The 26,397-nt window shown below is 59.1% G+C and carries 26 protein-coding genes; 1 reads left to right on the top strand and 25 read right to left on the bottom strand.

The window, feature by feature from the left end; genetic code table 11:
- Nucleotides 1–5: 5 nt before the first annotated feature.
- From VVT58_RS22500 to VVT58_RS22545, 10 genes are all read right to left on the bottom strand, one after another.
- Complete coding sequence (locus VVT58_RS22500; RefSeq protein WP_066564614.1) at nucleotides 6–893, bottom strand: enoyl-CoA hydratase; 888 nt, start codon at nucleotides 891–893, stop codon at nucleotides 6–8.
- Nucleotides 894–979: 86 nt separating this feature from the next.
- Complete coding sequence (locus VVT58_RS22505; RefSeq protein WP_066564616.1) at nucleotides 980–1,846, bottom strand: enoyl-CoA hydratase/isomerase family protein; 867 nt, start codon at nucleotides 1,844–1,846, stop codon at nucleotides 980–982.
- A gap of 40 nt (nucleotides 1,847–1,886) precedes the next feature.
- Nucleotides 1,887–2,645, bottom strand: coding sequence for a glucose 1-dehydrogenase (locus tag VVT58_RS22510; protein ID WP_066564781.1), 759 nt, complete (start codon nucleotides 2,643–2,645; stop codon nucleotides 1,887–1,889).
- 45 nt (nucleotides 2,646–2,690) lie between these two features.
- Nucleotides 2,691–3,539: a TauD/TfdA family dioxygenase gene (locus VVT58_RS22515; protein WP_082749249.1), complete on the bottom strand. Its 849-nt coding sequence runs from the start codon at nucleotides 3,537–3,539 to the stop codon at nucleotides 2,691–2,693.
- A gap of 69 nt (nucleotides 3,540–3,608) precedes the next feature.
- Complete coding sequence (locus VVT58_RS22520; protein ID WP_158511804.1) at nucleotides 3,609–5,333, bottom strand: sulfite reductase flavoprotein subunit alpha; 1,725 nt, start codon at nucleotides 5,331–5,333, stop codon at nucleotides 3,609–3,611.
- A gap of 37 nt (nucleotides 5,334–5,370) precedes the next feature.
- The gene (locus VVT58_RS22525) at nucleotides 5,371–5,703 is read right to left on the bottom strand and encodes a non-heme iron oxygenase ferredoxin subunit (protein WP_066564622.1); all 333 of its coding nucleotides are present in this window, start codon (nucleotides 5,701–5,703) and stop codon (nucleotides 5,371–5,373) included.
- Complete coding sequence (locus VVT58_RS22530) at nucleotides 5,700–7,004, bottom strand: cytochrome P450 (RefSeq protein ID WP_066564625.1); 1,305 nt, start codon at nucleotides 7,002–7,004, stop codon at nucleotides 5,700–5,702. The genes VVT58_RS22525 and VVT58_RS22530 overlap by 4 nt, the downstream gene beginning before the upstream one ends.
- A gap of 138 nt (nucleotides 7,005–7,142) precedes the next feature.
- Entirely contained in the window at nucleotides 7,143–7,919 is a 777-nt protein-coding gene (locus VVT58_RS22535) for an SDR family NAD(P)-dependent oxidoreductase (protein ID WP_066564628.1), read from the bottom strand.
- Between the two features lie 45 nt (nucleotides 7,920–7,964).
- Complete coding sequence (locus VVT58_RS22540) at nucleotides 7,965–9,134, bottom strand: acetyl-CoA acetyltransferase (RefSeq protein WP_066564639.1); 1,170 nt, start codon at nucleotides 9,132–9,134, stop codon at nucleotides 7,965–7,967.
- Between the two features lie 862 nt (nucleotides 9,135–9,996).
- The gene (locus VVT58_RS22545) at nucleotides 9,997–10,188 is read right to left on the bottom strand and encodes a hypothetical protein (RefSeq protein WP_350339860.1); all 192 of its coding nucleotides are present in this window, start codon (nucleotides 10,186–10,188) and stop codon (nucleotides 9,997–9,999) included.
- A 318-nt stretch (nucleotides 10,189–10,506) separates the two neighbouring features.
- Here VVT58_RS22545 and VVT58_RS22550 point away from each other — a divergent pair, with 318 nt between their 5' ends.
- Nucleotides 10,507–11,385 (top strand): helix-turn-helix transcriptional regulator, encoded by an 879-nt coding sequence (locus VVT58_RS22550; RefSeq protein WP_066564645.1) that lies wholly within the window; start codon nucleotides 10,507–10,509, stop codon nucleotides 11,383–11,385.
- Between the two features lie 76 nt (nucleotides 11,386–11,461).
- Here the strand turns inward: VVT58_RS22550 and VVT58_RS22555 are convergent, their stop codons facing one another.
- From VVT58_RS22555 to VVT58_RS22625, 15 genes are all read right to left on the bottom strand, one after another.
- A complete protein-coding gene (locus tag VVT58_RS22555; RefSeq protein ID WP_240962547.1) occupies nucleotides 11,462–12,070 on the bottom strand; it encodes a VOC family protein in 609 nt (202 codons plus the stop codon).
- A gap of 83 nt (nucleotides 12,071–12,153) precedes the next feature.
- Entirely contained in the window at nucleotides 12,154–12,780 is a 627-nt protein-coding gene (leuD, locus tag VVT58_RS22560) for a 3-isopropylmalate dehydratase small subunit (protein ID WP_066564647.1), read from the bottom strand.
- Complete coding sequence (leuC, locus tag VVT58_RS22565; RefSeq protein WP_066564650.1) at nucleotides 12,780–14,186, bottom strand: 3-isopropylmalate dehydratase large subunit; 1,407 nt, start codon at nucleotides 14,184–14,186, stop codon at nucleotides 12,780–12,782. Before leuC ends, leuD begins: the two co-directional genes overlap by 1 nt.
- Entirely contained in the window at nucleotides 14,183–15,103 is a 921-nt protein-coding gene (locus VVT58_RS22570) for a hydroxymethylglutaryl-CoA lyase (protein ID WP_066564652.1), read from the bottom strand. The genes leuC and VVT58_RS22570 overlap by 4 nt, the downstream gene beginning before the upstream one ends.
- Nucleotides 15,100–16,332, bottom strand: coding sequence for a CaiB/BaiF CoA-transferase family protein (locus tag VVT58_RS22575; protein ID WP_066564655.1), 1,233 nt, complete (start codon nucleotides 16,330–16,332; stop codon nucleotides 15,100–15,102). The genes VVT58_RS22570 and VVT58_RS22575 overlap by 4 nt, the downstream gene beginning before the upstream one ends.
- Entirely contained in the window at nucleotides 16,329–16,967 is a 639-nt protein-coding gene (locus tag VVT58_RS22580; RefSeq protein WP_066564658.1) for a nuclear transport factor 2 family protein, read from the bottom strand. The genes VVT58_RS22575 and VVT58_RS22580 overlap by 4 nt, the downstream gene beginning before the upstream one ends.
- Nucleotides 16,964–18,031, bottom strand: a complete 1,068-nt coding sequence (locus VVT58_RS22585; RefSeq protein WP_206377575.1) for a Gfo/Idh/MocA family protein — start codon at nucleotides 18,029–18,031, stop codon at nucleotides 16,964–16,966. Before VVT58_RS22585 ends, VVT58_RS22580 begins: the two co-directional genes overlap by 4 nt.
- Nucleotides 18,032–18,073: 42 nt before the next feature.
- Nucleotides 18,074–19,330, bottom strand: a complete 1,257-nt coding sequence (locus VVT58_RS22590) for a cytochrome P450 (RefSeq protein WP_158511805.1) — start codon at nucleotides 19,328–19,330, stop codon at nucleotides 18,074–18,076.
- Nucleotides 19,331–19,462: 132 nt separating this feature from the next.
- On the bottom strand, nucleotides 19,463–19,819 hold the full coding sequence (locus VVT58_RS22595; protein WP_352000175.1) for a heme-binding protein: 357 nt from the start codon (nucleotides 19,817–19,819) through the stop codon (nucleotides 19,463–19,465).
- Nucleotides 19,820–19,866: 47 nt separating this feature from the next.
- Nucleotides 19,867–20,775, bottom strand: a complete 909-nt coding sequence (locus tag VVT58_RS22600) for an SDR family NAD(P)-dependent oxidoreductase (protein WP_066564671.1) — start codon at nucleotides 20,773–20,775, stop codon at nucleotides 19,867–19,869.
- Nucleotides 20,776–20,800: 25 nt separating this feature from the next.
- Nucleotides 20,801–21,916: a phosphotransferase gene (locus VVT58_RS22605; RefSeq protein WP_158511806.1), complete on the bottom strand. Its 1,116-nt coding sequence runs from the start codon at nucleotides 21,914–21,916 to the stop codon at nucleotides 20,801–20,803.
- Between the two features lie 16 nt (nucleotides 21,917–21,932).
- A complete protein-coding gene (locus VVT58_RS22610; protein WP_169576718.1) occupies nucleotides 21,933–22,370 on the bottom strand; it encodes an SRPBCC family protein in 438 nt (145 codons plus the stop codon).
- A 25-nt stretch (nucleotides 22,371–22,395) separates the two neighbouring features.
- Complete coding sequence (locus VVT58_RS22615; protein ID WP_206377574.1) at nucleotides 22,396–23,106, bottom strand: SDR family NAD(P)-dependent oxidoreductase; 711 nt, start codon at nucleotides 23,104–23,106, stop codon at nucleotides 22,396–22,398.
- Between the two features lie 47 nt (nucleotides 23,107–23,153).
- On the bottom strand, nucleotides 23,154–23,912 hold the full coding sequence (locus VVT58_RS22620; RefSeq protein WP_066564683.1) for an SDR family NAD(P)-dependent oxidoreductase: 759 nt from the start codon (nucleotides 23,910–23,912) through the stop codon (nucleotides 23,154–23,156).
- Nucleotides 23,913–23,961: 49 nt separating this feature from the next.
- On the bottom strand, nucleotides 23,962–26,304 hold the full coding sequence (locus VVT58_RS22625) for a TonB-dependent receptor (RefSeq protein WP_082749255.1): 2,343 nt from the start codon (nucleotides 26,302–26,304) through the stop codon (nucleotides 23,962–23,964).
- Between the last annotated feature and the right edge of the window lie 93 nt (nucleotides 26,305–26,397).

Here is a 26,397-nt window from a genome sequence, read left to right on the forward strand (position 1 = left end):
ACCGCTTATTCAGAAGCGGGCTTGCCCTTCCAGGCGGCCTTGTCCCTCACAGCGGCTGGGAGGTTAGTGGGATCGATCGGCAGGCCAAAAATCTGCTCATTATGTGAATGGCTAAGTTGATGCAGAGCGAAGCTCGTGCCCATAGCGTTCACGCGACCTTGTGCATCTTGCGCGGCATTAACGGCTTCCTTGAGAAGCTTCAGCGTGAAGGCTGGCTTTTTGGCGATTTTGCACGCCATGGCCTCGGTGAAGCTTTGCAGTTCCTCCCTGGGAACCACATGGTTCACCATTCCCAGCCGATAAGCCTCCTGTGCATCGATGAAATCGCTGGTGAACAGCATTTCCTTAGCCTTGCGGACCCCCAGTTCCCATGGGTGATTGAAGAATTCAGCACCGGCGACCCCAATATCAGCCGTATTATCGGCGAATTCTGCGTCCTCCGCCGCAATTATGATATCACACGGCCAAATGAGCATCAGTCCGCCGGAGATCGCCTTTCCCTGAACCTGAGCGATCGTGACCTTCGGAATGTTGCGCCAGCGCTCGGAGAGGCCGAGGAACATTTCCTTTTCAATCCCCATACGCCCTTCGGCTCCCGTGCAGCTGAAACCGCACCAGGTCCCCACAGGATCCCAAGGCGCCATTTCCGCCACGAAATCCGGAATACGAAGGTCATGGCCGGAGGAGAAATGCTTTCCCCGCGCGGCGAGGATAATCACCTTGACCGAGTCGTCCCGAGCGGCTTGGTTGAAGGCAGTATTGAGCTCATAGAGCATCGCCGCATTCTGGGCATTGCGGCTCTCGGGCCGATTAAGTGCAATCCGCACCACGCCCGGAACGACGTCCTCGAACACTATGGTCTCAAACGCCTCTCGTCCAACTTCGCTCGTCATAGCTCATCCTATCCCGCAGTGCCTGTTATCGGCCGATCTGTGCCAGGGACGCCTGAGCTCCTATTGTCAGGCGTCCCAGACAATCATCAAGCAGCGTCGCGCTTACGCCCCGCGCCCGCGTCGGCTTGGTTTTTGGGATAGAGCCGCTCGAGCTTGGAGTAGGTTTCCTGCCCCTCGTTGCTCTTGTCCCAGACCATCCAACCACGATCCATGTGGGAAAGTGCCTGCAGCGCCATGCCATATCCCACCCCAACCCGGTCGTTGAACAGTTGCTTCCAGCGATCCACGAAGCACTGCCGCGTGTAGCGAAGGGTTAGATCATCGTAGGTTGCCATCTGGTGAGCGAGTTCTAGGGCACGGGGCATCAGCTCTTCAGGCTTCACAACTTCGTTGACGACGCCCAGACGCTGGGCTTCATAGGCATCGATATGCTGGCCCGTGAGCAGGAAATATTTGCCGCGGTTGGTCCCCAGCAGTTCCTGCCACAGGATGTGCACGCCATCACCGGGCACCTCGCCGGCAGTGAAATGACCCTCATCGGCATAAACGGCGGTCGTCGATGCAAGGTTGATGTCGCCCAGAACCATCAGCTCGCCGTGGATCAGCGCCGGGCCATTACAGGCGCAGATCAACGGCGCCTCGATTTCGAACAAGCGGCGGAACATCATCTTTTCGCCCCAGGAGGGCACATCGAAATTGCTGGGCGTTTTAATGGGAACACCCCATTCGCCGTGGCGGTCGATGAAGACATCGCCGGTGCCGGTGAACACGACGACACGATTGTCACGGTCGCCCCCAATATCCGTGAAAGCGGGGGCCCATTCGGAATGATGCTCAGCGCCATAGAGCACCGGTCCGTTATTGCTATGCCACTGCACGACGAGAACACCGTCCGCCGATCGGTCGAACTTGAGGGTCTTGTACTTGTCGAAATATTCTGGACGCTCGCTCATCACATCTTCTCCTTAAAATCCAAATTAATGATCGACCCGATCAGGCGATGACCATTCCGCCATCGACCGACAGCGTTGCTCCGGTCAGGTAAGAGGCCGCTTCGGAACACGCCCATATGACGGCCGAAGCGATTTCGTCCGGCCGGCCCGCCCTGCTCATGGGCACGGACGACTGGACATATTGGTCGATGCTGAAGAAACCTTCGGCTGCTTTCTTAGCGAGCATTGGCGTTTCTATGACGCCGGGGCATACGATATTCACCCGAATGTTCTGCTTGGCATATTCGAGCGCAGTTACCTTGGTAAGGCCGATCAGCGCATGTTTGCTCGCCACATAGGCGGGCAACTGCGGCGCTGCGCGCAGCGAAGAAACCGACCCCGTGTTCATGATTGCTCCGCCGCTTGTCTTGAGCATGGCCTGGATCTCGTGCTTCATGCACAACCACACGCCGGTGACATTGACGGCGAATATTTGATCCCAAAGTTCCCGCGTACAATCCACCGTGGTGCCGGTATCCGGTGAGATCCCCGCGTTGTTATAGGCTGCGTCGAGGCGGCCGAAGCGGCTCACCGTCTCGCCGACCGAGGCCGCGACAGAGTCCTCATTGGTCACGTCAGTGAGCAGGAAGATCGCCTCACCCCCCGCTCGAAGAATGGCCTCCAGGGTCTCGCTCCCGGCGCGCTCATCGCGGTCAAGCACAGCCACCTTTGCGCCCAAAGCCGCGAACTCCTGCGCGGCGGAACGGCCGATGCCACTGCCGGCACCGGTAATGAGCGCAACCCGTCCGCTCCAATCCATCTTATTCACGTGCGTTGCTCCCACTAATCGGTGCCGAGAAATGCATCATTTGCGCATGTTTTCGGGAAGGCGATCGTCGGGAATGGGAGGGCGATAGTCTTCCGCCACGCCATCGGTGATGCAGACGCGCTGCAACGTCCGGGTTTTACCCGGTACAAGCCCGCCGCGCGCATGATGATATGCTTGGTTCGCCCAGATCACGAGGTCGCCATTACGCCACCGATGCTCGTAAATGTTTGCATCGGCGTAAAGATGCTCGTGCAGTTCAGCGAGCAGATCCTCGCTCTCTGTTTCGCTCAGCCCGACGACGAGAGCCGTGTTTTGCTGGGTTGCAAAGAGCACTTCCTTACCCGTGATGGGATCGACATGTATCAGCGGATGTTCAGCGCGGGGCGCATTATCCGGGTAGCCTTCAATGCGCTGGCGTCCGGTTAACCCTTCTTCGCTGGCGGAGAAGAGATTGAGGCCTTTGAGACCGCGCAGACGCTCTCTGGTCGCGGGTGCGAGCGCTTCGAGCGCCAGACTTCCGCTTGCGAACCGTGTCCACGTCTCTTCATAGGGCACTTCGATCCCGTGCAAGGAAATGCCCAGAAGCGGAACCGGTGTGTAGAGGAAGTCGAGGTGAAAAGAGACCTCGGAGTCGCCTAGAATGCCATCTTTTCGGGTATTCGAAACATACCCAACCGTCGTGAAATCTTCCAGGACGGGGCCCAGCTTGGACATCACCCGCTTCTGCTGATCCTGCGTCAATGCTTGTTCGCGAAAGACAAGATAGCCATGCTCCTTGAACAGGCGGACCACCTCGTCGTCATTCTTCTCTTCACGCAGGTCGAGGTCCACCTCAACCCCGAATGGCTGAATTCTTGAAATCTTCGTTGCCGATTGAACAGACATCACAACCTCCTAGATGCTGGATTTTATCGCATGGCGGACCTGCTCGCGGGCCGCGTCCCGTTTCACCGTTCAGTACACATCCCGCTGGTACCGATCCTCGCTTTGCAAAGTTCGAAGGAATGCCTCGGCTGCTGGAGCGGTAAGCCCCATCCCAATCTGGAAGACGGAGATCAGGGCACGATGCACATCCGGAGCCATGTTAGCCGCGTCGCCGCAGACAAAGACATGAGCACCATCGGCAATCCAACGGCAGAGTTCATCGGCCTCTTCCACAAGCCGATGCTGCACATAAACCTTGGCTTCCCCGTCACGCGAGAAAGCGGTATCAATTCGGGTCAGAATGCCCGACTGCAAAAACGCGCTCAGTTCGTCCTCATAAAGGAAATCAGTGGACCGATTGCGCTCACCAAAGAACAGCCACGCCCGGCCTGCACCTTCCTGCGCGGCGCGCTCTTGCAAGAACCCGCGATAGGGGGCGACGCCCGTGCCCGCGCCAATCATAATGACCGGAACTTCCGGGGCGGGTAGGCGAAAATGCGAATTGGAATGCACATAAACTTGAACACGTGTCCCGACGGGCGTCCTCTCGCATAGCTGACCGGTGGCTACGCCCCGGCGCTCTTCACCCCAAAGCATGTAAGCGACGGGGGCGATGGTCAGATGCACCTGACCCGGAACGGCTTTGAGACTGGATGCAATCGAATAAAGCCTAGGCTGCAGAGACCGCAACATGTTGACAAAGGTCTGCGCTTCTAGGTCGGCAGCGGGATAGCGCCGCATGATATCGACGATGTGATGATCGCGCGTCACGACCGTGGGCGGGCTGCTCTCCGATCCCGAGCCAAGAGCAGGAAGCAACTGGCTGGCCGACGCTGCACCCCATGCCTCGAGGAAGCGCGGCGTTACCGCCGTAACATCCAGATAGAGGCGGAGCGCATCGCCGAGCATCAGCGTCTCCCCTTTGAGCGTCACAACCGTTTCTGCGGCGAGCCGCCCAGCATCAAGCACAGCTGCTACCAGAGCCGGATCATTTTCGACGATGACTCCTAACGCGTCACCGGGCTCATAAGCCCCTGCAGTCGTGTCCGACAGCGATAGCGCAAGATGACGCGTGGCCTTCGTCGAACCCTCACCCGTCAGCACGCGGCTCTCAACCACGATGCCCTCGGTCAATCGATATTTTTCACGACGCGCCGCTGCTAAACCATTGCTTAGGCCGACAGACGGGGTGACTACCGGCTTATGCGTGATCGTTGCGAGCACGGCGGCCCGCCACTCTGCTGCCGGTTCCTCATAGTCGATGTCGCAGTCCACCCGGTCGAGAAGGCGCCGTGCGCCGAGTGCAACAAGTGCTTCGTCCAGGCGACGCCCGGCTGCACAAAAATGCTCGTACGTTGAATCACCAAGAGCCAGCACGGCGTAGCGCAGATGATCGAGTGATATGGCATCGGCAGAATTGAGAGCGGCAAAGAAGCCCTCTGCCGCGTAGGGCGCATCACCGTCACCGGTCGTGCTGGCAACGAAAAGCGCGATCTCGATGTCCGCTAAGTCGGCAATGTCCGCGTCCGCCATATCGATGACCCGGGCAGTCAGTCCATTCTGTTCAACAGCCTTACCCAAAGCCTTAGCGACATCCTCGCTGGCGCCTGTCTCCGTCGCGAACAGAACCGTCACAGATCCTGCTTTCAAACCGCCATCGCCGTTCGATGCCTCGTGGTCATGCCTATCGTGCACGCCGTCGGGCATGTCACCTTGGACCTGATGCGCATCGAAGGCCGTTTCGATCAATGTCACCGCAAGGATCTCCAGCCGGAAAGGTCGAACGGAGAGATCACGCCGACGCCGCCTCGGCATTGTCGAACGTCACATAAATTTTGTCGCCCTCGACTTCGACTGGATAGACCTTGACCGGAATCCAGGCCGGTACGCCCGTCACCTCACCCGTCAGGAAGCTGAAACGGGAACTGTGCGCCGGGCATTCCACGCTGTCGCCGCAAATCCATCCCTCGCTGAGGGACTCGTCCTCATGGGTGCACCGATCATCGATAGCGCGGAACCCATGATCCTCGATATGCGCGACGCAGAGCGTGCGATCGCCAACCTCGATCTTCCGCATCTCACCGGGCGGAAGGTCAGTGACTTTGAGGATTTCAACCTTGCTCATGCGCGCGGACTCCAATTGTCGAGGATGACGGGGAAAGAAATGTAAGTGGGGATCTGATCGCGGGGATCGTCCGATGGCTTAAGCGGCAATGTTTGCGCCTGCGCGTGGGGATCCCGCCTGATTCCCGCGCGGAAGAGACCTTGAACGAGCCTCAGATGACTGCCGCTCTTGCCGTCATTGCCAAGTACGGCCCGCAGGCCTAGGCATTGGTGCGCGCCGGTCGCAAACGCCAAGCCATAGCGGCTGATACCCTCTGGAATCTCTCGCCGCGGATTGAATTCATTGGCGTCGTCGCCGAAAACCGCAGCATCGCGACCCGCCCGCGCCACCCATGCCTGCACTTCGTCACCTGCCTTCAGGTGAACATCGCTGACCTCGAGATCCTCGACAGCCAGCCGCGTGAGGAAAGGGACAAAGGGCGCACGGAGCCGCAGTGCCTCCTGCAAGGCGTTGCTCACGAATTCCATATCCTCGATGCAGCCGCGATCGTCGGGATGCTTTTCGAACCAGTCGAGAAGATATTCGACGGTAGAAAGCACGGCTTGCACGCTGGTGCCGGTTGTCGCGACGAAGAAGAGGATCGCCTCCTTGATGCCGACATCCTCGTCGGCATAACTTTCATGGGCCTGCGTAGCAATCATCTGCAACAGGTTGAGCGGCACATCCTCTTCCGTCAGTTCACCCGCCTCAAGCCCCTTCAACTGCTGACGAGTATACTCGAGCGACGGACGGTAAAATTCTTCAACGAAAACCTTTTTCGCTTCGATGCCCGCTTTGGTAACGCCTTCGCGATCCTCGAAATGCGCCGCGCTCAGACCCCCAAAGATCGGCAGCGCGCATCCGCGCAACCGCGCCATGCCCTCCTCCGACTCGACGCCCTCGATACCGATGATCTTCGCCGCGAATTCCAGGAAAATCAGCTCGACCACGCCGGCTAGGTCACAACCAAACGCGCCGTCCTCGTTGCGCTTGATCATGCGCCCCATCCACCGGTCGACGGAAGGTAGAATGATGTCCTCTCGGAAGCGGACGAGCTGTTCGGGCCGCACCAGCGAATTGAGCAGGCGCCTGCGCTGGCGATGAACGTCGCCATTGCTCATGGCGAGATTGCCTTGCTGGAATTCGCGCACGTTAATCGCGGCCAAGGCGTTCGGACACACGTAATTGTCCGCTGATACATCGGCATTTTCTTCGACTGCCTTGGAGCGAAGAACCTGCTGCATGGTATCAAGCGTGTCGATCTTGACACGCGAGACCGGGCACTGAGACTTGGCTGCCTGTGGCACGGTGTCCATGTTCATACTCTCCCATTGCGGAAGTGCGCGGCCGCTTGCCGACGCATCCACCGCTTGAAACTTGCATCATCGAAATTAAGGTGAGTGAGCCGCCGTGTATGTCACCGATGCTGGGGACCAACGACGCCGCACGTCGCCATGCTGCTATAGCGCCGACCAGCCGCCATCGACGGGAAGGCAGACCCCTGTCACAAACTCCGCCTGATCGGAGCTGAGGAACATGACGGCCTGGGCGATCTCACGAGGTTTGCCTAGCCGCTTCATGGGATGCATGTCCGCGATAGCCTGCCGGGCGGCATCCTCCTGCTCCCGCTCCAGACCGGACAGGCTCTGCGCCATCATGCCGGTCGGAATCCCGCCGGGCGCTACCGCATTGATGCGGATGCGGGCGGTCGCATATTCAATGGCGGCGTTTTTCGTCAGTCCAACGAGCGCCGCCTTGCTTGCCGCATAGGCGGTCTGCATCGGCATGCTGTGATGGCTCAGGAAGGATGCCGTGTTGACTATGGATCCCCCGCCCTGCGTCTGCATGACCTTGATTTCGGCGCGCATGCAGAGCCAGACACCGGTGACGTTGATCCGCATCACGCGGTCCCACTCATCCAGGGTTAGGTCCGCCGCGAGCGTCGAGGATTGGGTTATGCCGGCGTTGTTGAAGGCGCAATCGACTCGCCCAGTAACGGCCTTCGCCCGATCTATCGCGGTTGCAACCGAATCTTCGTCTGCGACATCTGCCGTTATGGGCTCGAACCGAGCCCCGATGGCGCGGAGTTTTTCAGCCGTTTCATCCAAGCCGTCCGAGGAGCGATCAATGCCGACCACGACCGCGCCGGCCTCCGCGAAAGCCAGAGCGCTTTCCTGGCCGATGCCGCTTGCAGCACCGGTAATGAGCACTGTCTTGCCGTCGAAACGCGCTGCCATCTTATCTCTCTCCATATTTCTTATTTTGTCGGGGAGTCCGAAGCGTTAGCGGACCCGCACCAGTACGCTCGCATAATTGGCGACTGCCGCCCCGCCCATGTTGAACACACCGGCCAGTTCGGCCCCGGTAACCTGCATCCCTTCGGGTGCTTCGCCGCATAGCTGCATGGCGCAAAGCGCGTGCATCGACACGCCGGTTGCCCCGATCGGATGCCCCTTGGCCTTCAAACCGCCAGAGGCGTTGACGGGAAGGCGCCCGCCGATCTCCGTCCAGCCTTCCAGCACGGCTCGCGCGCCCTCACCGCTGGGAACGAGGCCCATGGCTTCATATTCGATCAGCTCGGCGATCGTGAAACAGTCATGTGTCTCGACAAGCGACAGATCGTCGAGAGTGATGCCCGCCTCCGCTAATGCCCTCTGCCAAGCCTTGGTGCAGCCTTCGAACTGGGTGATGTCGCGCCGCGACATAGGCAGGAAATCCTGAACATGCCCTCTCCCGCGGAAATGGACGGCGCGCGCGGCGCCAGCGGCTATGTCTGGCGCCGCCAACACGACCGCGGCCGCGCCGTCGGACACCAAGGAGCAATCGGTCCGCTTCAACGGACCTGCGACGAAAGGATTGTGCTCACTTTCAGCCCGGCAGAATTCATATCCAAGATCCTTGCGCATCTGGGCCCAGGGATTGCTTACACCATTCCGATGATTTTTGGCGGCAATCCGCGCCAGCGCGTCGGTCTGGTCACCATATTTCTGAAAATAGGATTGCGCTATCTTACCGAATATACCTGCGAACCCGCCCTCAGTTTCACCTTCTTCTGCGAGATAGGAGGCGCGAAGCAGGTTTTCGGCGATCTGCGGCGAGGTAGAATCAGTCATCTTCTCGACGCCGACCACAAGAACGATCTCCGCCCGGCCTGCTTCGATGGCGTTAACGCCTTGGAAAACTGCGGCCGACCCAGAAGCGCAGGCATTTTCCGTTCGCAATGCGGGCTTGAAACGCAGCAGAGGACTGGCTTGCAGCACCAATGCCGACGTCAGATTCTGTTTTGAAAAGCCCGCGTTGAAGTGTCCCAGGACGATGGAATCGACATCTTCCGGCCCAATACCGGCATGGGCGATGGCTTCATTTGCCGCTGCAACGACCAATGTCTCCACGGTTTCGTCGGGTTTCTTTCCAAAAGGCGTATGCCCCCAACCAATGATCGAAGCGGTCACGTTCGTACTCCACGACAAAGATGTAAGTTTCCAAAGCAATTTAGCCCAGTTTAGCGCCCTAAGATCTCCCGCTCCGCAAGCCAGTCCTGCGTGAGTGAAGTCGCGCGTTCGAGATGTTGAGGTTGTCCCACATAGTAGTGAGTCGCCCCTTCGATCACGATGTGCTGCTTGTCCGTAGACGTAGCCGCCTCATAAACGGACCGACAGTGATACTGAGGGACCGCATCGTCGGCCGTGTTTTCTATGAAGAGGAGCGGCGCAGAAATCCGCGCGGCGTTCGCAACTCCTTCTGCGTTGGTATCATCGATCGACCATTGCGAGAGCCAGGCGCGCAGAGTGGAAAAACGCGCGAGCCCAACCGGACCGCTGTTCACAGTTTCTGGCACCCCCAGATAGCATCGGCCGATCGGCCGGTCATTGGGATCGAGGGTCGCATCCAGAAAGCGAGGATCGGCAAGTGTCCGGTGCGTGACAAACCCCCGCTCCTTTTCCGCTCCACCTGCGGTCCTTAAGCGTTCAAGCGTGCTCTTCACCCACTCGGTGATCCGGCGAACCCGCGCCAATTGTGCCGCACGATATCGGGCGATGAACTCGGCCGAATAAGGAGGCTCGAGCTTTCCCGCATAGATATCGAGTGCAGGGTCGCGCACATCTGGATCGCGCTCATCGATTACCGAAGGGTCGATGATATCGAGCAGAAGTTTGGCCCGCGAACTATGCGCCGCCTGGAACACCACCGCATCAGCGGGAATCAGGCCGGCTTTCGTAAGGTCCAGAGGATCGCCTGCCGGCGTGTGGGTGATAGTCGGTGATTCTGCCTGCGATTGGTAGAAGAGGGACAGCGATCCGCCACCGCTCCAGCCTACAAGGACGATGCGCTTGTATCCCCATACCGATTTGGCGTGCCGGATATACGCCCCGAGATCGAGGAGGACATTCTCCAATATGCAGGCGGTGTCGTTCCGCGCGTATCGGCTGCCAGCGCACAGGACATGGGCTCCCCGACGTGCAGCTTCCCTGGGTACTGGAAGGAGCTGCAGCGTTGAAGCCGGATGCATGTAGATCTGCAACGTTTCGCATGGAATGCCGGCGGGTCGGATGAGGATTCCCTCGAGGTTCACAGCACCTTGATTGCCTGCGAAACCATAGGTTTCGGTGAAACTTTGCGTCTCATCGTAGTGGATGTGGACCCATTCAAAGGTGATTTCGTGCGCATGCGGCATGCAAGAACCGTGCCTTCCTGCTTCAAAAGCCTTTCGGCCTTGTGAATCTGTGTATCGATGCCTAGGATGTAGCAGGAAGCCAGGCGTGCTCGTGTCCCTACTGCGCGGGACCAAAAAGCAAAAAATCGGCATGGCTCAACGGAGAGACTATGCCTTTTTGGACCGCCTTACCGGAATTAGCGCTTCACAAGCTTGCCGCGAATTTTCCCGCCTTGATAATGTCCATCGGACAGAAACAGTTTGGCGTAAAGCTGCTGACGCTCCTCAATGATACCTGCGGGGCCGAGCACGCCACGGTTTTTCACCTGACCGCCGACAATTTGATCGAAGTGACGGCGGCCAGCATGGACGGTTCCGACACCGCCCATCGGCAGGTCGGCGTTTATCTCAAGGAAGGCCTGTGGCGCCGAGATCCTACCCTTACGGAAGCCAAGCTCCGCCTCTCGTCCGAAGATGAGGCGTTCGTCCGTACTGATATCGCCCATCTTGGCGACGACGTTCTACGCGACATCGTCTACGGCCAGCCGGATATCGGCGATCGCCTGCTCATCTGTTCCCGCTGGGGCGATGACATCGTTGGGCTAAGCGTACTGCGCTCCTCCGATGCAGGCCCATTCACTAGTTCCGATATCAACGGGGTGCAGTCGATCGCAGGAACAATTTTCGCTCTCCTCGCCAAGCATATCAGTATCACTTGGGACGGACCCAACATATCGGTCGCCCTCACGTCCCTTCACGAAATCGAAACTTGCATCTCTGCATGCGCCTCATCGCTCCCGAGGCGCGAGGCGGAAGTCTGCAGCCGTATCATCTACGGCATGTCCACTGTCGGCATCTCGCTCGAGCTCAACATCAGCGAGGAAACCGTGATGACGTACCGGAAGCGGACCTATCAGAGATTGGGTATCGCAACCCAGCGGGAACTGTTGCTCTGGTACCTGGATCTATGGAGCCACTGGCAGGATCGCGCCACCCGCGAACCCGCTCCGCTGTCGTGGAAGCCAGAGGAGATAGCGTCCACTTCATAGCATAATGCCGGCCCCCTTGGTCCGGGGCCGGCAGATAACTTAGCATGTACTTGAAGCATCAGTTAGACGGTAATCTTCAAGGCTTTCGGCGTCGCGCGGCGATCAGCTCGGTCATCGCTTGACTGACATCCCGTCCGGCTGCAATGGCGAGCTTTTTGCCTTCGTTCCACATAGTCAGGTCGGCCTGTCCCTTGGCGGAGTGGCGATTCCAATCTGGATCGGTCGGATAGGTGATTTCGAGACGAAGGCCGTTGGGATCCCGGAAATAGATACTGTAGATCAAGCCCCCGTGATCGGTCGGCCCCACGACCTCAATGCCCTTGCTCGTAAGCCATCGGTGCCACTGATCGACTTCCTCGCGCGTCTCCGCTTGCAATGCGATATGATCGAATATGTCATAGGCAGGATGAGACACAGGGGGACGTGCCGGTAATCCAGGAGCCTCGAAGAAGGCGATCGTGGACCCATCTTTCATCCGAAAGAAGATATGAAAATAGGGAAACGGATCGCCAGTCGAAGGGATTGTGTCGTCGATGACCGTACTTGCCAATTCCATGCCCATGATGTTCATGTAGAAATCGGCAGTCGCTTCGACATCATGCGTCACCCAAGCTGCATGACTAAGCATGTGCGGAGTGAGCCGTGCCGAAGGATCGGCAACCGCCGTCTCGGCGGACATAACCATGGAAATTCCTCTCTGGTTGGGAACAGGTTGCTGATAATGAAAAGCTCCGCAGGCCGCTGTCCCCAAGTCGCGGGACCGATCCGCTACTCGCGGGCGACGGATATTGCTGGCATCTCGCCGATGCTCACATTTTGTCGCCTCCATGCATCAATCTGCTCCTGGCGTCTCAATGTCTCGCCAATCTCGTCAACCCCTTCCAAGAGCGCAGCCTTGCGGCCAGCGTCGATGTCGAACGCTGAAACATAGGCGCCATCGGCTTCTATACATTGCCGGACAAGGTCGATCTTCATGCGGGCGGTGGCAGGGATTTCGGCGAGGCGCTGAAAGCGTTCGTGTTCCTGTAACTCGAGGATGATCGGCAGGATCCCGTTCTTGAAGCAATTATTGTAAAAGATGTCCGCGAAGCTTTTCGCGATAATTACGCTGATCCCAAAGTCGATCAGCGCCCATGGCGCATGCTCCCGACTTGAGCCACAGCCGAAATTATGCCCGGCGATCAGGATGCCCGCATTCCGCCAGGGGTCGCGATTGAGGATGAACCCCAGATTTTCGGACCCATCTTCGCGGTAGCGCATGCGTGCGAACAGGGCGGCGCCCAGCCCCGCGCGGCTGACCGTCTTGAGAAATTCGCCCGGCAAGATCTTGTCAGTGTCGACATTGTCCTGTGGCAGAGAGGCCGCGATTGCGTCAAGTTCCGTGAATTTCCGCATCAAAAATAGGTCCTGACATCGGTGATCGACCCCGCCACTGCCGCTGCCGCTGCCATGGCCGGCGACATGAGGTGCGTTCGACCGCCAGGCCCTTGCCGCCCCTCAAAATTGCGATTGGAGGTGGAAGCGCAGCGTTGCCCAGGCGACAAGCGATCGGGATTCATCCCCAAGCACATCGAACATCCAGCATCCCGCCACTCAAATCCCGCATCCCGGAATATATCGGCAAGCCCTTCCTCTTCAGCCTGACGCTTGACGCTGCCGGAACCCGGCACGACCAGCGCGCGCACGCCTTTAGCCACGTGACGCCCAGCCGCGATCGCCGCAGCGCTGCGCAGATCCTCGATCCTCCCATTTGTGCAGCTGCCGATAAAGACGACATCGATCGGCACGCCCATGATCGCCTGCCGCGGCCGCAACCCCATATAATCGAGCATGGTACGCGCCTGATCCTGCTTCCCAAGCTCCAGCGATTCGATCGAGGGTATCGCCTCATCGATGCGGATTACGGCTTCCGGGCTGGTGCCCCATGTCACCATAGGTGCAACCTCCCTGGCATCCACGAGCAGCTCCTTGTCGAACGTGGCGCCGGGGTCGGACCGCAACTCCAGCCAGCGATCCGTCGCTTCTTGAAAGGCTGCCCCAGCCGGAACGCTGGGCCTGCCCTCCAGCCATGCAAAGGTCTTGCTGTCGGGCGCGATAAGGCCAGCGCGGGCGCCTGCTTCAATCGACATGTTGCACACGGTCATCCGCCCGGCCATGTCTAGGTCAGTAATCGCCTGCCCGACATATTCGATCACATGGCCGGTTCCGCCAGCGGTCCCAAGCTTGCCGATAATATAAAGGACGAGATCCTTCGCCGTAGTGCCGATGGGTAGGGCATGCTCGACCTGCACGCGCAGGGTGCGTGCCCACTTTTGCCGCAAGGTCTGGGTAGCAAGGACGTGCTCCACCTCCGACGTGCCGATGCCGAAGGCCAAGGCGCCGAAGGCGCCATGGGTGGAGGTATGACTGTCCCCGCAGACGATCGTCATGCCGGGAAGCGTCAGGCCTAGTTCGGGGCCGATGACGTGAACGATGCCTTGCGCCTCGCTGCGCAGCGGAACGTACGGCACGCCGAACTCCGCGACGTTCCGTTCGAGCGTCTCTACCTGAAGTCTGCTGTCGGGATCCGAGATCGGCCTGTCGCGATTTTCGGTGGGCACATTATGATCCGCAACCGCTATCGTCAGTTGCGGATACGGAAGCTGCCTACCCGCTGTGCGAAGTCCCTCGAAAGCCTGCGGGCTGGTGACCTCATTGATCAGATGGCGATCGATCTGGAGCAGCCACGATCCATCATCAAGCTCCAGGATCGCATGCGCTTCCCAGATTTTCTCGAAGAGAGTGCGGGGCTTGCCGGTCACGCCATTTCCTCCCGGCGTGTCTGTGCATTCAGCGCGTCACGAACCCGCCCGCCGACACAAGCGCCAGGGAGGGTCGCGGCTTTGTCCGCCGCCTCCAGCAAGCGCGACAGATCGATGCCTGTAGCCACCCCCATCTTTGCGAACGTCCAGATGAGATCTTCGGTCGCAACGTTGCCTGTCGCACCCGGAGCGAAGGGACAGCCGCCTAGCCCCCCAAAGGATGAGTCGATCACCCACACGCCCGCGTTGAACGCCGCCAGCGCGTTGGCCACACCAAGGCCATAGGTATCATGGCCGTGAAAGGCCCAGTGACGAAGCTGCGGGAAACGTTCCTTCGCGCTTCGGAAAAGGTCGCCAACCCTGTCCGGGGTCACCCGGCCAGTCGTATCGCACAGGCAGTATTCCGCCTCCGCCGACACCTTTGCCAGTGCCTCGACCAGATTGAGCGTGGCAGCCGGATCGACTGGGCCATCAAACGGGCAATCGAACGAGGTGGCAAGGTTCAGACGAATCTTGGCGTCAGGCGGGAGCAGTGCAACGATTGCCCGAAAATCTTCGACAGATTCCTGCGGCGTCCGCAACACATTACTCTGATTGTGCTTGGGCGAAACTGAAAGCACGAAGGCAAGGTGCCGTGCATCGGCGGCAAGCGCGCGCTCCGCCTGACGCTGGCTGGGAACGAGCACCTGAATATCCAGGCCCGGTTTCGTCGCGCAATGGGCAAGCAATTGCGGAGCGTCGGCCATTTGCGGGACCGCGCGAGGGCTTACGAACGCCGTCGCCTCCATGCGCCTTATGCCGGCGTCATAAAGCATGTCGATCAACAATGCCTTTAGCGCGGTGGGAATGAATTCACCGATCGGCTGAAAGCCGTCCCTAGGGCCGACCTCGACAATCGAAACTAATGATGCGCTCATTTCAAAACTCCGGCGCTTTTGAGTTCGAGAATATGTGTTTCGTCGTAACCCAGCAGATCCTTCAGGAGGGTTTCGCTATCGGCACCGATGTCCGGACCAGTATTGCGCACTTGTCCCGGGCCGTCGGGAAAATGCGGCACGATGCCCGGATGAAGGACCATCCCAAGCAGGGGATCCTCCAGTTCGCGTACCATTCCGCGCGCACGATATTGAGGGTCGCGCGCGATATCCTCGGCCGTGTAGACCTTCGAAGCCGGGATATCCGCGTCGGCGAGCATCTTCGAGAGCCTCTCGGCCGCGTGGCCACGACTCCATTCCTCGATCAGCGCGTCAAGCTCGCAAGCGTGGCGGACACGTTGCGCATTTCCCTGGAATCGCGGATCGTCGATAAGGTCGGCTCGATCCATAATGCCCAGCAATTTGGCAAAGAGGGGCTCGGAATTGGCGGCGATGAGAATCCATTGCCCATCGGCTGTCGGATAGGCGTTGGACGGCGCGGCGGTGGCGATCGCGCCACCCGTCGGCTGCTTGACCTTGCCCAATGCGCCAAATTCGGGAAGCATTCCCTCCATCAAACTGAGCACGCTTTCGGTCAGCGCGACGTCCACCATTTGAAACCTGGGGTCTGCGCCAAAACTCTCCCGGCGCCAGAGGGCGGAGACGATGCCGAAGGCGGCATATAGTCCCGCCAGCGAGTCACCGATGCTGACGCCTACACGAACCGGCGGCAGCCCATAGGTTCCGGGGGGATGGTTCGTCAGATGTCGGATACCACCGATCGCTTCGCCGATCACGCCGAAGGCGGCCTGATTGCGTCCCGGCCCACTTTGGCCATAGCCCGAAACATGCGCGACGATCAGCCCCGGCTGGCGCTCACGCAGCACCTCCGGGGCAAGTCCCATCTTGGCGAGTTGGCCGGGGCGAAAATTCTCCACGACTACGTCGCAGTGCTCGACAAGATCGAGCAGAACCTGACGACCGGCGGGGGTCTTGAGGTCGAGCGCGACACTACGCTTGTTGCGCCCGTGAACCGACCACCAAAGCGACCGCCCGTTGACCTGGGCGCCCCATTGTCGCACCGGATCCCCCTGTGGCGGCTCGATCTTGATGACCTCGGCGCCCAGATCCCCAAGCAGGCGTGTACAGAAAGGCGCGGCAACGAAATGGCCGATCTCCAGCACGCGGATGCCCGAAAGGACACCCCCTTCGCCGCCCTGCTCGTCGCTCATGCGCCCACCGCATCCTTCGCAGCGCCGCTCAACGCCTTGTAATTGCTGATCCGGTCGGGATCGATCTCAAGGGGCCGGCGATAGGATGGATCGAGGCGATCCCGGCTGGGCTGCGGAGCCGTTTCGGCGACCTTGAACTCGAATGGTTGCAGGCAATCGTAATTTGCGCCGCCTTCCGGGGTCTTCGATCCTTCGACCGTATTGATGGAAGGCGCCACCCAGTCCACGATATATTCGCGCGCGACGATACCCCATTTGCCCTTCCGCTTTTCCATGCGGTCAATGTAGCGGCCGCCAATGGCGCTGAACGGGGCTCCCGTCTTGTTCATGCCGGAATAGGACAGATATGTTTCACAATGCGCGACATCGCCGTCGATCCAGGCGAGGTGATTGCCGATCATGTGCTGAGTCGCGCTATGATTTTCTGAATGCATCTTGCGCACCCAGGACCAGAATTCGTCCGGCGATCCGACGAACATGTTGTGATCGTCGATCGCGTCTTCATGATAGGCGGACATCACCATCTCCCTGTCGAGACGATCGACGCCACGGCAGTACCGGTTCACCACGTCCAGAATTTCCTGCCGATCCATAAGATAGGTCAGCTTTTCCTGCATCTCCTCAAGCGTCATCATATGCTGCTTCTCCGGTTCCAGTCTGCTGCGCGCTCGATGCGATCGAGCAGCCGGTGAGTTTTGACGGCATCATCAAAGGTCGGAGCGATCGAAGAACCGGTGGTGAGGTCTTCATGGACCGCGCGGTAGGCATGCGCGACGGCGTCGGAATATCCCAAGGGATCGGTCGGCAGCAGCCGATATTGCGCCGGAACGGTCAGATCATCGGTCGGCCCGGTGCCTTGGCGACCGCTTATCCGCACATGGCCATATTGAAGATGACCGCTGTTGCCTTCCACGATGAGAACCCCATCTCTCCCGTTGATTTCCCAACGGAATCCACATTCTGGCGCATCGCCTCCGCGATACTGAAGCGCAACGACCGCGCCGCTGTCCAATATACCGCCGACCGCAATCTGGTCTGGAGCTGTAGCGTCAACGCTCCCGTCCGCATCGACGAGCTTCACCAACGGGTAGCGCGTCGCCAGGCTGGCATGAAGGCGCGAGAAATCGCCGAGAACCCAGGTGAACATGTCGACCATATGGCCGAACGGAATGCTCAGCATCGTCGCCCCGCTCGTATCGTCCAGCACATAGGCCATGCCGGCCATGGCGGCACCGCCCCAGGGAAATCCGCCCGCACCGATCACATTGGACGAAATCACCTCGCCAACATAACCCTTCCGGACCAGATCGCGCAGGTAGCGGATAGCCGGTGCACTCCGACCCTGCAGGCCCACAAAGGCTCTGACGCCGCGTTCCTCGGCGGAGGCCGCGATCGCGCGCCCTTCGTCCAAATCCTTGCCGAGCGGCCATTCGCAGTAGACCGCCTTGCCCCGATTTAGGGCCTGAGCGACCAGTTCCTTATGATGCGGCACCTTGACGGTGACGACCACCAGGTCGATGCCCGGCTGCGCGGCAAGTATGGCAGGATCGTCCGTGGCGAAGCCAATGTCATGAGCCTCACCCGCGGCTTGAGCACTGCCCGGCGTCGAAGCGGACAGCGCCCGGATCACAAAACGATCCGGCATGGCGCGAAGTGCCTCGAAATGGGCCGTGGCGGCCCAGCCTCCCTTGGCGCTCAATCCAATGAAGCCAACGCCTAGCGGTGCTGCGGTCCCAGGCATCTATCCGGCCACCCGCGAACCGGGCGTGAAGTTCACATGGAGGCTTTCAAGCGCATGGATCTGGAAATGCTCCATAAACCTTGGTGCTGGATGATTTTCAGATATGCGGATGTCCTTCAATCGTTCCAGCAGGCGGTTGATCGCCACCCGCATCTCCATGCGCGCAAGCTGGTTACCGACGCAGAAGTGAATGCCTCGACCGAAAGCCAGATGGTTCCGAACGCCCTTGCGGTCGATGTCGATCTTCTCGGGACATTCCCATTTCGCCTTGTCATAATTGCCCGCTAGGTAGCTGACTTGGACCACCGTTCCCTTGGGGATCTCCACACCGCACAGTTCGGTGTCCTGCGTCGTATAGCGATATTGATGCGGCACCGGGGCATGGGCGCGCAGCATCTCTTCTATCACGGCCGGAATCAGTGCGGGATCGGCGATCAGCCGCGCCTTCAACGCCGGATCGCTCAGGATCATATACATGGCGCTTGTGATGCCCGTGGTCGTGGTCTCGTTGCCTGCGACAAGGATGAGCTGCGCGATCATCAGCAGCTGGCCCATCGTCAGCTTTTCGCCGTTCACCTCCGCATGCACGAGCCGGCTCAGCATATTGTCATTGGGCGCCGCTTCATATTCGCGCGCGCGGGCCGCCAGATAATTCTGCATGTCGATCATGCGATCCGTCAGCATGAGCTCGCGCTCCGGAGGACAGTTGGGGTCGTTGCGATCCACCCAAGCCGTCGACCAGAGCTTGAACTGCTCATAATCTTCCCGGGCAACGCCAAGCTGGTCGGAAATAATGTACATCGGCAGGTGAACGGCAAATCCCGAACTCAGGTCGGTCTCACCCTGCTCGATAAATCCGTCAATCAGCTCGTCTACGAGGTTTAACGCATAGGGTTCAAGCTTCTTGACATAGCTTGGCGTGAACACTTTATCGACCAATGCCCGGTGAAGGCCGTGTTCCGGCGGGTCGGCGAACGCCAGCACATGCTCTTCGGGCCAGCCGCGCTCGCGATAACGCTTCGCCACCTCTTCGGACACCGACGTCTGCCGGTTGATCATGATCGGCGTCTTGCTCGAAAAGATCCCGGGATTGCTGTTGACATAATTGATGTCGTCATAACGGCTGACGATGTACATCCCCGTACCGGGGTCCCGGTATACCGGCGCTTCTTCCAGCAACCGATTTAGGAAAGGGAAAGGGCATCGCTGCACTTCACCCGATGTGTAGCTACCCAGGTCATCCTTCACGGTTTCCATATTCCTGCTCCACTGACTGCCGGTTCCGACTTTCTTGCGAAGTCGTTCGGACGTCATTCAAAACTTACTGGTTCGTCCTAGCAGACGCGCTGCATGCAGCCTGTCACCGAGCACCGGGACAGCGCGCACTAATCATGCGGCCAGAGCGGACGCACCGCTCTGGGCAACTTGCTCATCCTGATCGGGCAGCACTCCCGATACTCCGATGGCGCCGACACAATACCCGTCCTGCCGGAGCGGGATGCCCCCACGAAACGGATAAATTCCTGCTATCGCGGTCATCGACGGCAGAGCGGCGACGGCTTGTTCCAACGCGGCGGTGGACATGTTGAGTTCTACCGCCGTGCGCGCCTTTCCCTCGGCTACCCGCAACGAGATGAGCGGCGCATCTTCAAGCCGATCCAGACGCAGCAGATGGCCGCCTTCATCGACGATGCAGATCGTCACCGCAAAGCCGCCTGCCGCTGCGGCCGCATGCGCTTTGGCCATGATCCCATCGATCTCGGCGGGTGTGAGACGCGGTCGAAAAAGCATAGTCATTCCTCTCCCGCCGCCAAGGGCGCCGTGCTCATGCCTTCACCTTCTCCGTCCAGCGGCGCCGTCCGGTACATGTCCAGGATGAAGGCGTCGATTTCCCTGTCTGTCCTGCTGCGTGCCAACTCGCACATATATTTCGCATCTTCCCCCACAGGGTAGCGCGTTTCGGGCGTCTTCACCTTCAAGGCGTGAAGCACCACCGCAGCAAGAGCATCGGGAGAGGTAAATTTCTCGGCAGCCAGACCTTCGTCAGCCCTGTACTTCATCTGTCGGTAAAGCCGCCCGTAAAGGGCTGCCTCTTCCTCCGGCAGATGGGTTATCACCTGCGCGAGCGATGCCTGGCTGCGCCGCATCATCTGGGTATCAAGAGCGCCCGGCTGCATAAGCACGACATCGACGCCCCAGGCGCTCGCCTCCTGCCGCATGACATCGACCAACCCTTCGAGTGCAAACTTGGAAGCGACATAACTCGCCATTACGGGTGTCGCGACGACACCCGACCAGGACCCCGTCAATATGATGCGACCCCGCGTCCGCCTGAGCGCGGGCAGGCATGCCTGATAGACAGCGAGATTGGAGAAACAGTTGATCTCCATCGTACGACGGAACACGTCCAAGGGGGTCATTTCGGCCGGAGCGAAGGGTGCCACGGCAGCGCAAATGACGACTGCGTTCAACGACCCGAGTTTGCTTATCAGACGCTCGACTTGCGCCCGGAGCTCCTCGGGATGGGAAAGGTCGGCATGTTCCAGCGCCGCGCAGTCTGGGAATGCCTTGGAGAAGGGGAAGATCGCTTCGGGGCGCGAAACGGTTGCAGCCACCTGGTAGCCCGCCTCCAGTAGCGCTTTCGTGACCGACAGGCCCATCCCCCCGTTCCCACCGATCACGAGGGCGGCGGGCGCGGTCAAAGCTGCCTTCCCTGGCGCATCAGCCTCACAGCGATTCTCTAACGAGAGCAAGCGTACCATGGTCCTCGACCGCGGTGGAGACCCGGAGCAGCGCCACGGCCATTGTCTCCCAGCCATAGCTTTCCGGCGGACAAGTCAACCATCCGATATACAGCGTCCAGAGGGCCGCGCGCCTATGCTCGGTCCAGAGCACTTCGGGTGAGGGAGGTGTCCGCACGCCCAATTCGATCAGCTTGTCGCGGTAATATTCAAGCAAAGCCCGCTCATACGCGCGTCGCTCCGCAATCGATAACGCGGTGTTGATGATATAGGTGACGTCGTGAAGCGCGAAGCCCTTCACGCATAACTGCCAATCATGCAGACCCACACTGCCGTCCGGCATGCGATAGGTGTTGCCGATATGAAGATCCCCATGGAGCAACGTCTGCGGCAAGGTTGCCTGATGCTGCTTGTTCGCGCACATGCCCGCGAACAGTTCGCGTTCGGTGGTACCCAGCCGCTCCAGCAATTCCCGCTTGAATTTGTGAAGCTCCAACTGACTGCGAATGCCTTCTTCAGGAATGACGCTTCGCATATGGTCTTCCACGCCGCCGCGGAGATGGGTTTCGACCCAGGCCATATCTCCAACGAACCGGTCGCTTTCCCAAAAGGTCGCATGAACCTTGGCGATGGCGTCGAGTATGCGCTTTACATTCTCGACGCCCACCGCATCGAGATTGCTCGGGAAGGTCGCCCCCCGTTGCGTGACGTCCTCCATGATTAGCAGGTAGCGCTTCGTCGCCCGATCGAAGTAGCCACCAAGCGAGCCCGGGGCCTCGATGGCAAGGGACGGCCTTATGCGGTTATAGAAATTTACCTCATTCGCGAATAATCCGTCGAGCTGACAGTACCACGCATCCGTGCCCTTTTTGCGCGGATCGAAGGATAACTTAAGGATGACGTCACGGGGCAGGTCAGCCGGAGAACCATCCGAATAATCAAGTGTTGCCGTAGCCCGCGCCGATGTCGAAACATCTCCGTCGCCATATTCGTGCGACTTGACGATCGACACGCCACCGACAGTGGCGCCGGGAACCACTTGACTGACAATATCGCTGAGAAGACCCGGAGTCAGTTCATAGGGAGAGGGAGGTATTTGCATCAGAAGACTCCTTGGATTATTCGAACAGCGCTGCCAGTATGTCGAGACTCCCCGAGAGCAGTTGAAGCCGGCTTTGTTCGAAATCTCGCGCCTCGGCTTCCGGCAGAGGCGTGTCATAGGTCAGGCGGCGCTCGACGAGGGTCGGACCTTCGCCACTGACGGGGTAGAGCTGCATCGCGCCATAGACATTATAGACCGGCAGGGGCAATTCGCCGATAACGTCATATTCCTGGACCCAAACCCGATCATCCATGCCCGTGAGTACTTCATCGAAATAGCTCCCGTCGGAATAGGTTACTCTCCGCCTCACGCCGATCGTGAGCCCGTCACCGCCCTCCAGTGTTATTTTTGGATGATGCTCAATCCATTGTGAATGCGAACCGAAGTCGCGGATCGCCGCCCAGATCTGGGCGACGGGTGCATTGATTATCCTACGCGCGCGCACCGTGGGCATTAGAACTGTTCCTCATTTATGTACGTTATTGAGCCGTCATTCCGCCGTCGACGGGTATCGCAGCTCCAGTAATGAAGGACGCGTCGTCGCTGGCGAGAAATGCTACCACAGCAGCGATTTCGCTGGGTTCGGCAAAGCGTTTTAAGGCGTGCTTATCTGCCCAGGCTTCCACCATCCCTTCCTCCATGAACGAAAGGGCCAGGGAAGTCAGAACACCGCCCGGACATAGCGCGTTGACGCGAATGTTATGGCGGCCATATTCCAATGCCGCAGACCGAGTCATGCCGACTACCGCGGCTTTGGAGGCCGCATAGATGGACAAGGTTTCAAAGCCGATGAGAGCGGCAACTGACGCGATGTTGACGATGGCCCCGCCTCCCCCCGCGACCATTGAAGGCAGGACATGCCGCATAGCCAACCAGCAAGCCCGCAAATTAACATCGATCACCCGAGCGAAATCTCGTTCCTCGCCGTCAGCCAGCAAGGCGGGCACACCGTCGATTCCCGCATTATTCACTAAGATGTCGATCCGGCCCCAACGCTGCTCGATGTCGCACAGGGCAGCCCTCAGCACGGACGAATCGGCAACGTCGCCGATACTCCCACATGCCTGATTGCCGATTGCCTCCGCCACGGCTTTCACCCTCTCGTCCAGATCGATGCACATAACCTGTGCACCTTCTTCCGCGAGACGGCGCGCTGTTGCCTCTCCGATTCCTTGCGCCGCGCCCGTCACCACGGCGACCCTCCCCTTCAGACGCGGCGCCCTAGAAGTCGTAGCGGTCATCGCAACGTCCAGCCGCCATCGGCGGCAAAGCTCCCGCCGGTGAGGAAACTGGCCGAATTCGACGCCAGAAAGACGATAACGTTTGCGATCTCCTCCGGCGTCCCGGGGCGTGGTATCGGCAGCCCCGAAGCAAATTGCAGGATTGGAGCGAAAGCCTCCTCCCCCCCATCGGGTCGCACCATCGGCGTGTCGACCAATCCGGGGTGAACGGAATTCACTCGTATTTTATCCTTAGCGAGATCGAGCGCGGCCACCTTCGTCATACCCGTCACGGCAAACTTGCTCGCTGTATAGGCAATAGCCCCCCATTCGGCTTTCAAGCCCGCGACGGACGAGACGTTCACAATTGCACCTCTGCCAAAGCGAATCATGGAAGGCACAACCGCCTTCATGCCGAGAAAGCAGGAGACCTGATTGACATCGATCGTACGCCGGTAATCCACCTCGCTCACTTCGTGCAGAGGCGCCGGAGGCAGAGCTATCCCGGCGTTGTTCACGAGGATGGAAATCGGACCGAACGCATCTTCCGCTATAGAAACAGCGGCGCTCCAGTCACAAGCGTTGCTGACATCATGAGCCGCAAACCGAGCGGCCTCGCCAATTTCTGCGGCGACGCACGCGCCTTCGGCCTGCTTCACGTCCGTCAGGACAACCTTGGCTCCAAGAGCCGCCAGCGATCTCGCCGCTGCGGCGCCGATCCCACCGGCCGCTCCGGTGACAATGGCAACCTCGCCCAGCAATGTTTCGGCGTTCATGCCATTTCCTTTGCCGGGGGCCAATTCTGGATCCGCCCCCGGTTTGTCATTAAAAACGATAGCTGAAGTTCGCGCCGAACGTGCGCGGCTCGCCGGTGAAGCGTACGGCGCCGTCGCCGGAAGAAGCCACCGAATTCCAATAATATTTGTTCGTCAGATTGCGGCCATAAATGCTGACCCGCCATCCATTGATGGACTCCACGCCCAACCTGGCATCCAGCAGAGTGTAGGACGGCATGGCGAAAGCGGGATTTTCCCCAAGATCAGCATAGGTCTTATCGCGATAGGTCACGGTCCCGCCAATAAAGGGTGTCAGGTTTCCCCCTGTATCAAACTTATATTCCGCATCGAGATTAGCTGACCAAGGTGGAGCATAGTTAAACTCCTTGCCCGAAAAATCGAGCGGCTGACCAGCGAAGTCAAACCCAACGTAATTTTCCACCTTGGTTTTGATATAGGTGACCCCGCCGCTGAGACGTAGCCCCCCAAATTGCGCCGTAATTTCCAAATCCGCGCCATCGACGGTCGATTTGGGAATGTTCACCAGTGTAGCTGTAACGAGCGCACCCTGCAGGACTGGCAGAAATGAGAAGAACTGCTTGTTCACATAGTCATAGTGAAAAGCCGAGAGGTTCAGCTGGACGTGATTATCCAGCAGCGTCAGCTTCGCGCCAGCCTCATAGGAAGTCAGCTTTTCCTGCTTCACCGGCTGGATGACGGAATTGAACAGGTTCACGATGACAGGAAAGGTTCCTGCCTTGAAACCGCGGCTCACTGAACCGTAAAGCAGTACGTCGTCCGTTACTTTGTAATTGATGGCGCCCCGCCAGGCAACATTATGTTCCTTCTGCTGGCCGTCGGCAAAAATTGGCAAGAATGTGGGAGCCGTACCTCCATCATCGATCGTGATGCATCCGCCGGAAACATAGGCAGCAGCCAGCGCCGGATTGATTGCTCCAACGATAGCCTGCGAGACACCTCGGATACCTGGCGTGCCGCCCCGATCGAACGTGCAGCCGCTGATCGTCTGCTTCGTCTCGGTGTAGCGCGCACCGGCAGTAAGGGTCAGCCCGTCGATCACCTCGTAGTCCACGCTACCGAACACTGCCGCAGCGCGCTGGGTTAGATCATATATCCATTCGGCAGGAGAGTTGGGCGGAAACCCGGTATATCCGACATAGGAGTTGGCGACGCCTTCGGTGATGTCATCCTTGCCGTAGCTTGCACCCAACACGAAGTTGAGACCGATGTCCTTGTAGTTGCCTGCGATCCGGATTTCCTGATTGAAGGACTTGATGTCGGCCTTCGCAGTCGCGGGCTGCATGGGAACGGCGGTGCCATCTTGGTCATGCGGCGAGCGAAAGCGCGTTTTAATGTAGTTCGTTATGGAGGTCAACGTCAGCTGATCGGTAACATCATAATCGGCGCGAAGGACACCCTGGTAAGTATAGTTGTCCGCTCGCGTGTCATAACCCGAGTCGAAATCGGCATCGCGGGCGTTCGTCGGCAAATTGTCCCGATACAGCAGGAACGGCTGTGCGGAAGGCGCAGCCGGATTCACAGGCTGGATGAGGAATGCCTGGGCTTGCTGCTGCTCGCTGCGGTCTTTAGCCGCATTCAGATTGACCGAAACTTTGAGCCTATCCGTGGGAGTCCAGTCGAGGAGCAACCGCCCTGCAATTTTGTTTTGATCGCCGTTCTTTTGATCATTTAGATAATAACCGCGCTGCCAACCACCGAACTGCGTGGTCTGAACGGCGAGGCGCGCTCTCAACGTGTCTGAAAGCGGACCACTGACAAAGCCTTCGGCATTGGTTTCATCCCAATGATTAACGTCAATCCGAAAGCCTGCAGAAAGCTCCGCTGTCGGCTTTGCCGCAATCACATTGATGGAGCCACCAGTCGCATTCTGGCCGAACAGGGTTCCTTGCGGCCCCTTGAGCACCTCGACCCGTTCGACGTCGAGGAACAAGGCTTGCCCCATAACAGGATAAGGAATCGCAGCTTCGTCGATGTATGAACTTACAGTTGGAGGCGCTGATGCCTGAAAGGAGTTGAAGTTTACGCCGCGCAGCGAGAAGACCGGCGGACCGAACACGCTGGTAGAGGCCGTAAATCCAGGCACAACCGCGCCGAGCCCCTCTGCATCGACGACCCCGGCGCTCTGAAGCTGCGTAGCGGAGGCGACCGAAACGGTGACGCCCACATCATTCAGCCGCTGCTCGCGCTTTTGCGCAGTAACGATGATTTCGCCAAGTCCGGTTTCTTGAGAGGCCGGCTGCGCAACTGGGGCGGGCGCGCCCGCAGATTGAGCGTTAGCCTGCCCACTAACCGCCATAGACCAGCAGCACAGGGCGGCGATTGCTGCAGATGTATAAAAATCCTGTTTCATTCATCCCCTCCTGGAATACCCCTATTTGGGGTCTGAAGAGCAGCTTATGCGGCTAGTCGATCACGCGATGTCACCTGACGGGGTGACTTTGTC

It is taken from the genome of Sphingobium sp. SJ10-10, from assembly GCF_036038995.2.
Taxonomy (GTDB): Bacteria; Pseudomonadota; Alphaproteobacteria; order Sphingomonadales; family Sphingomonadaceae; genus Sphingobium.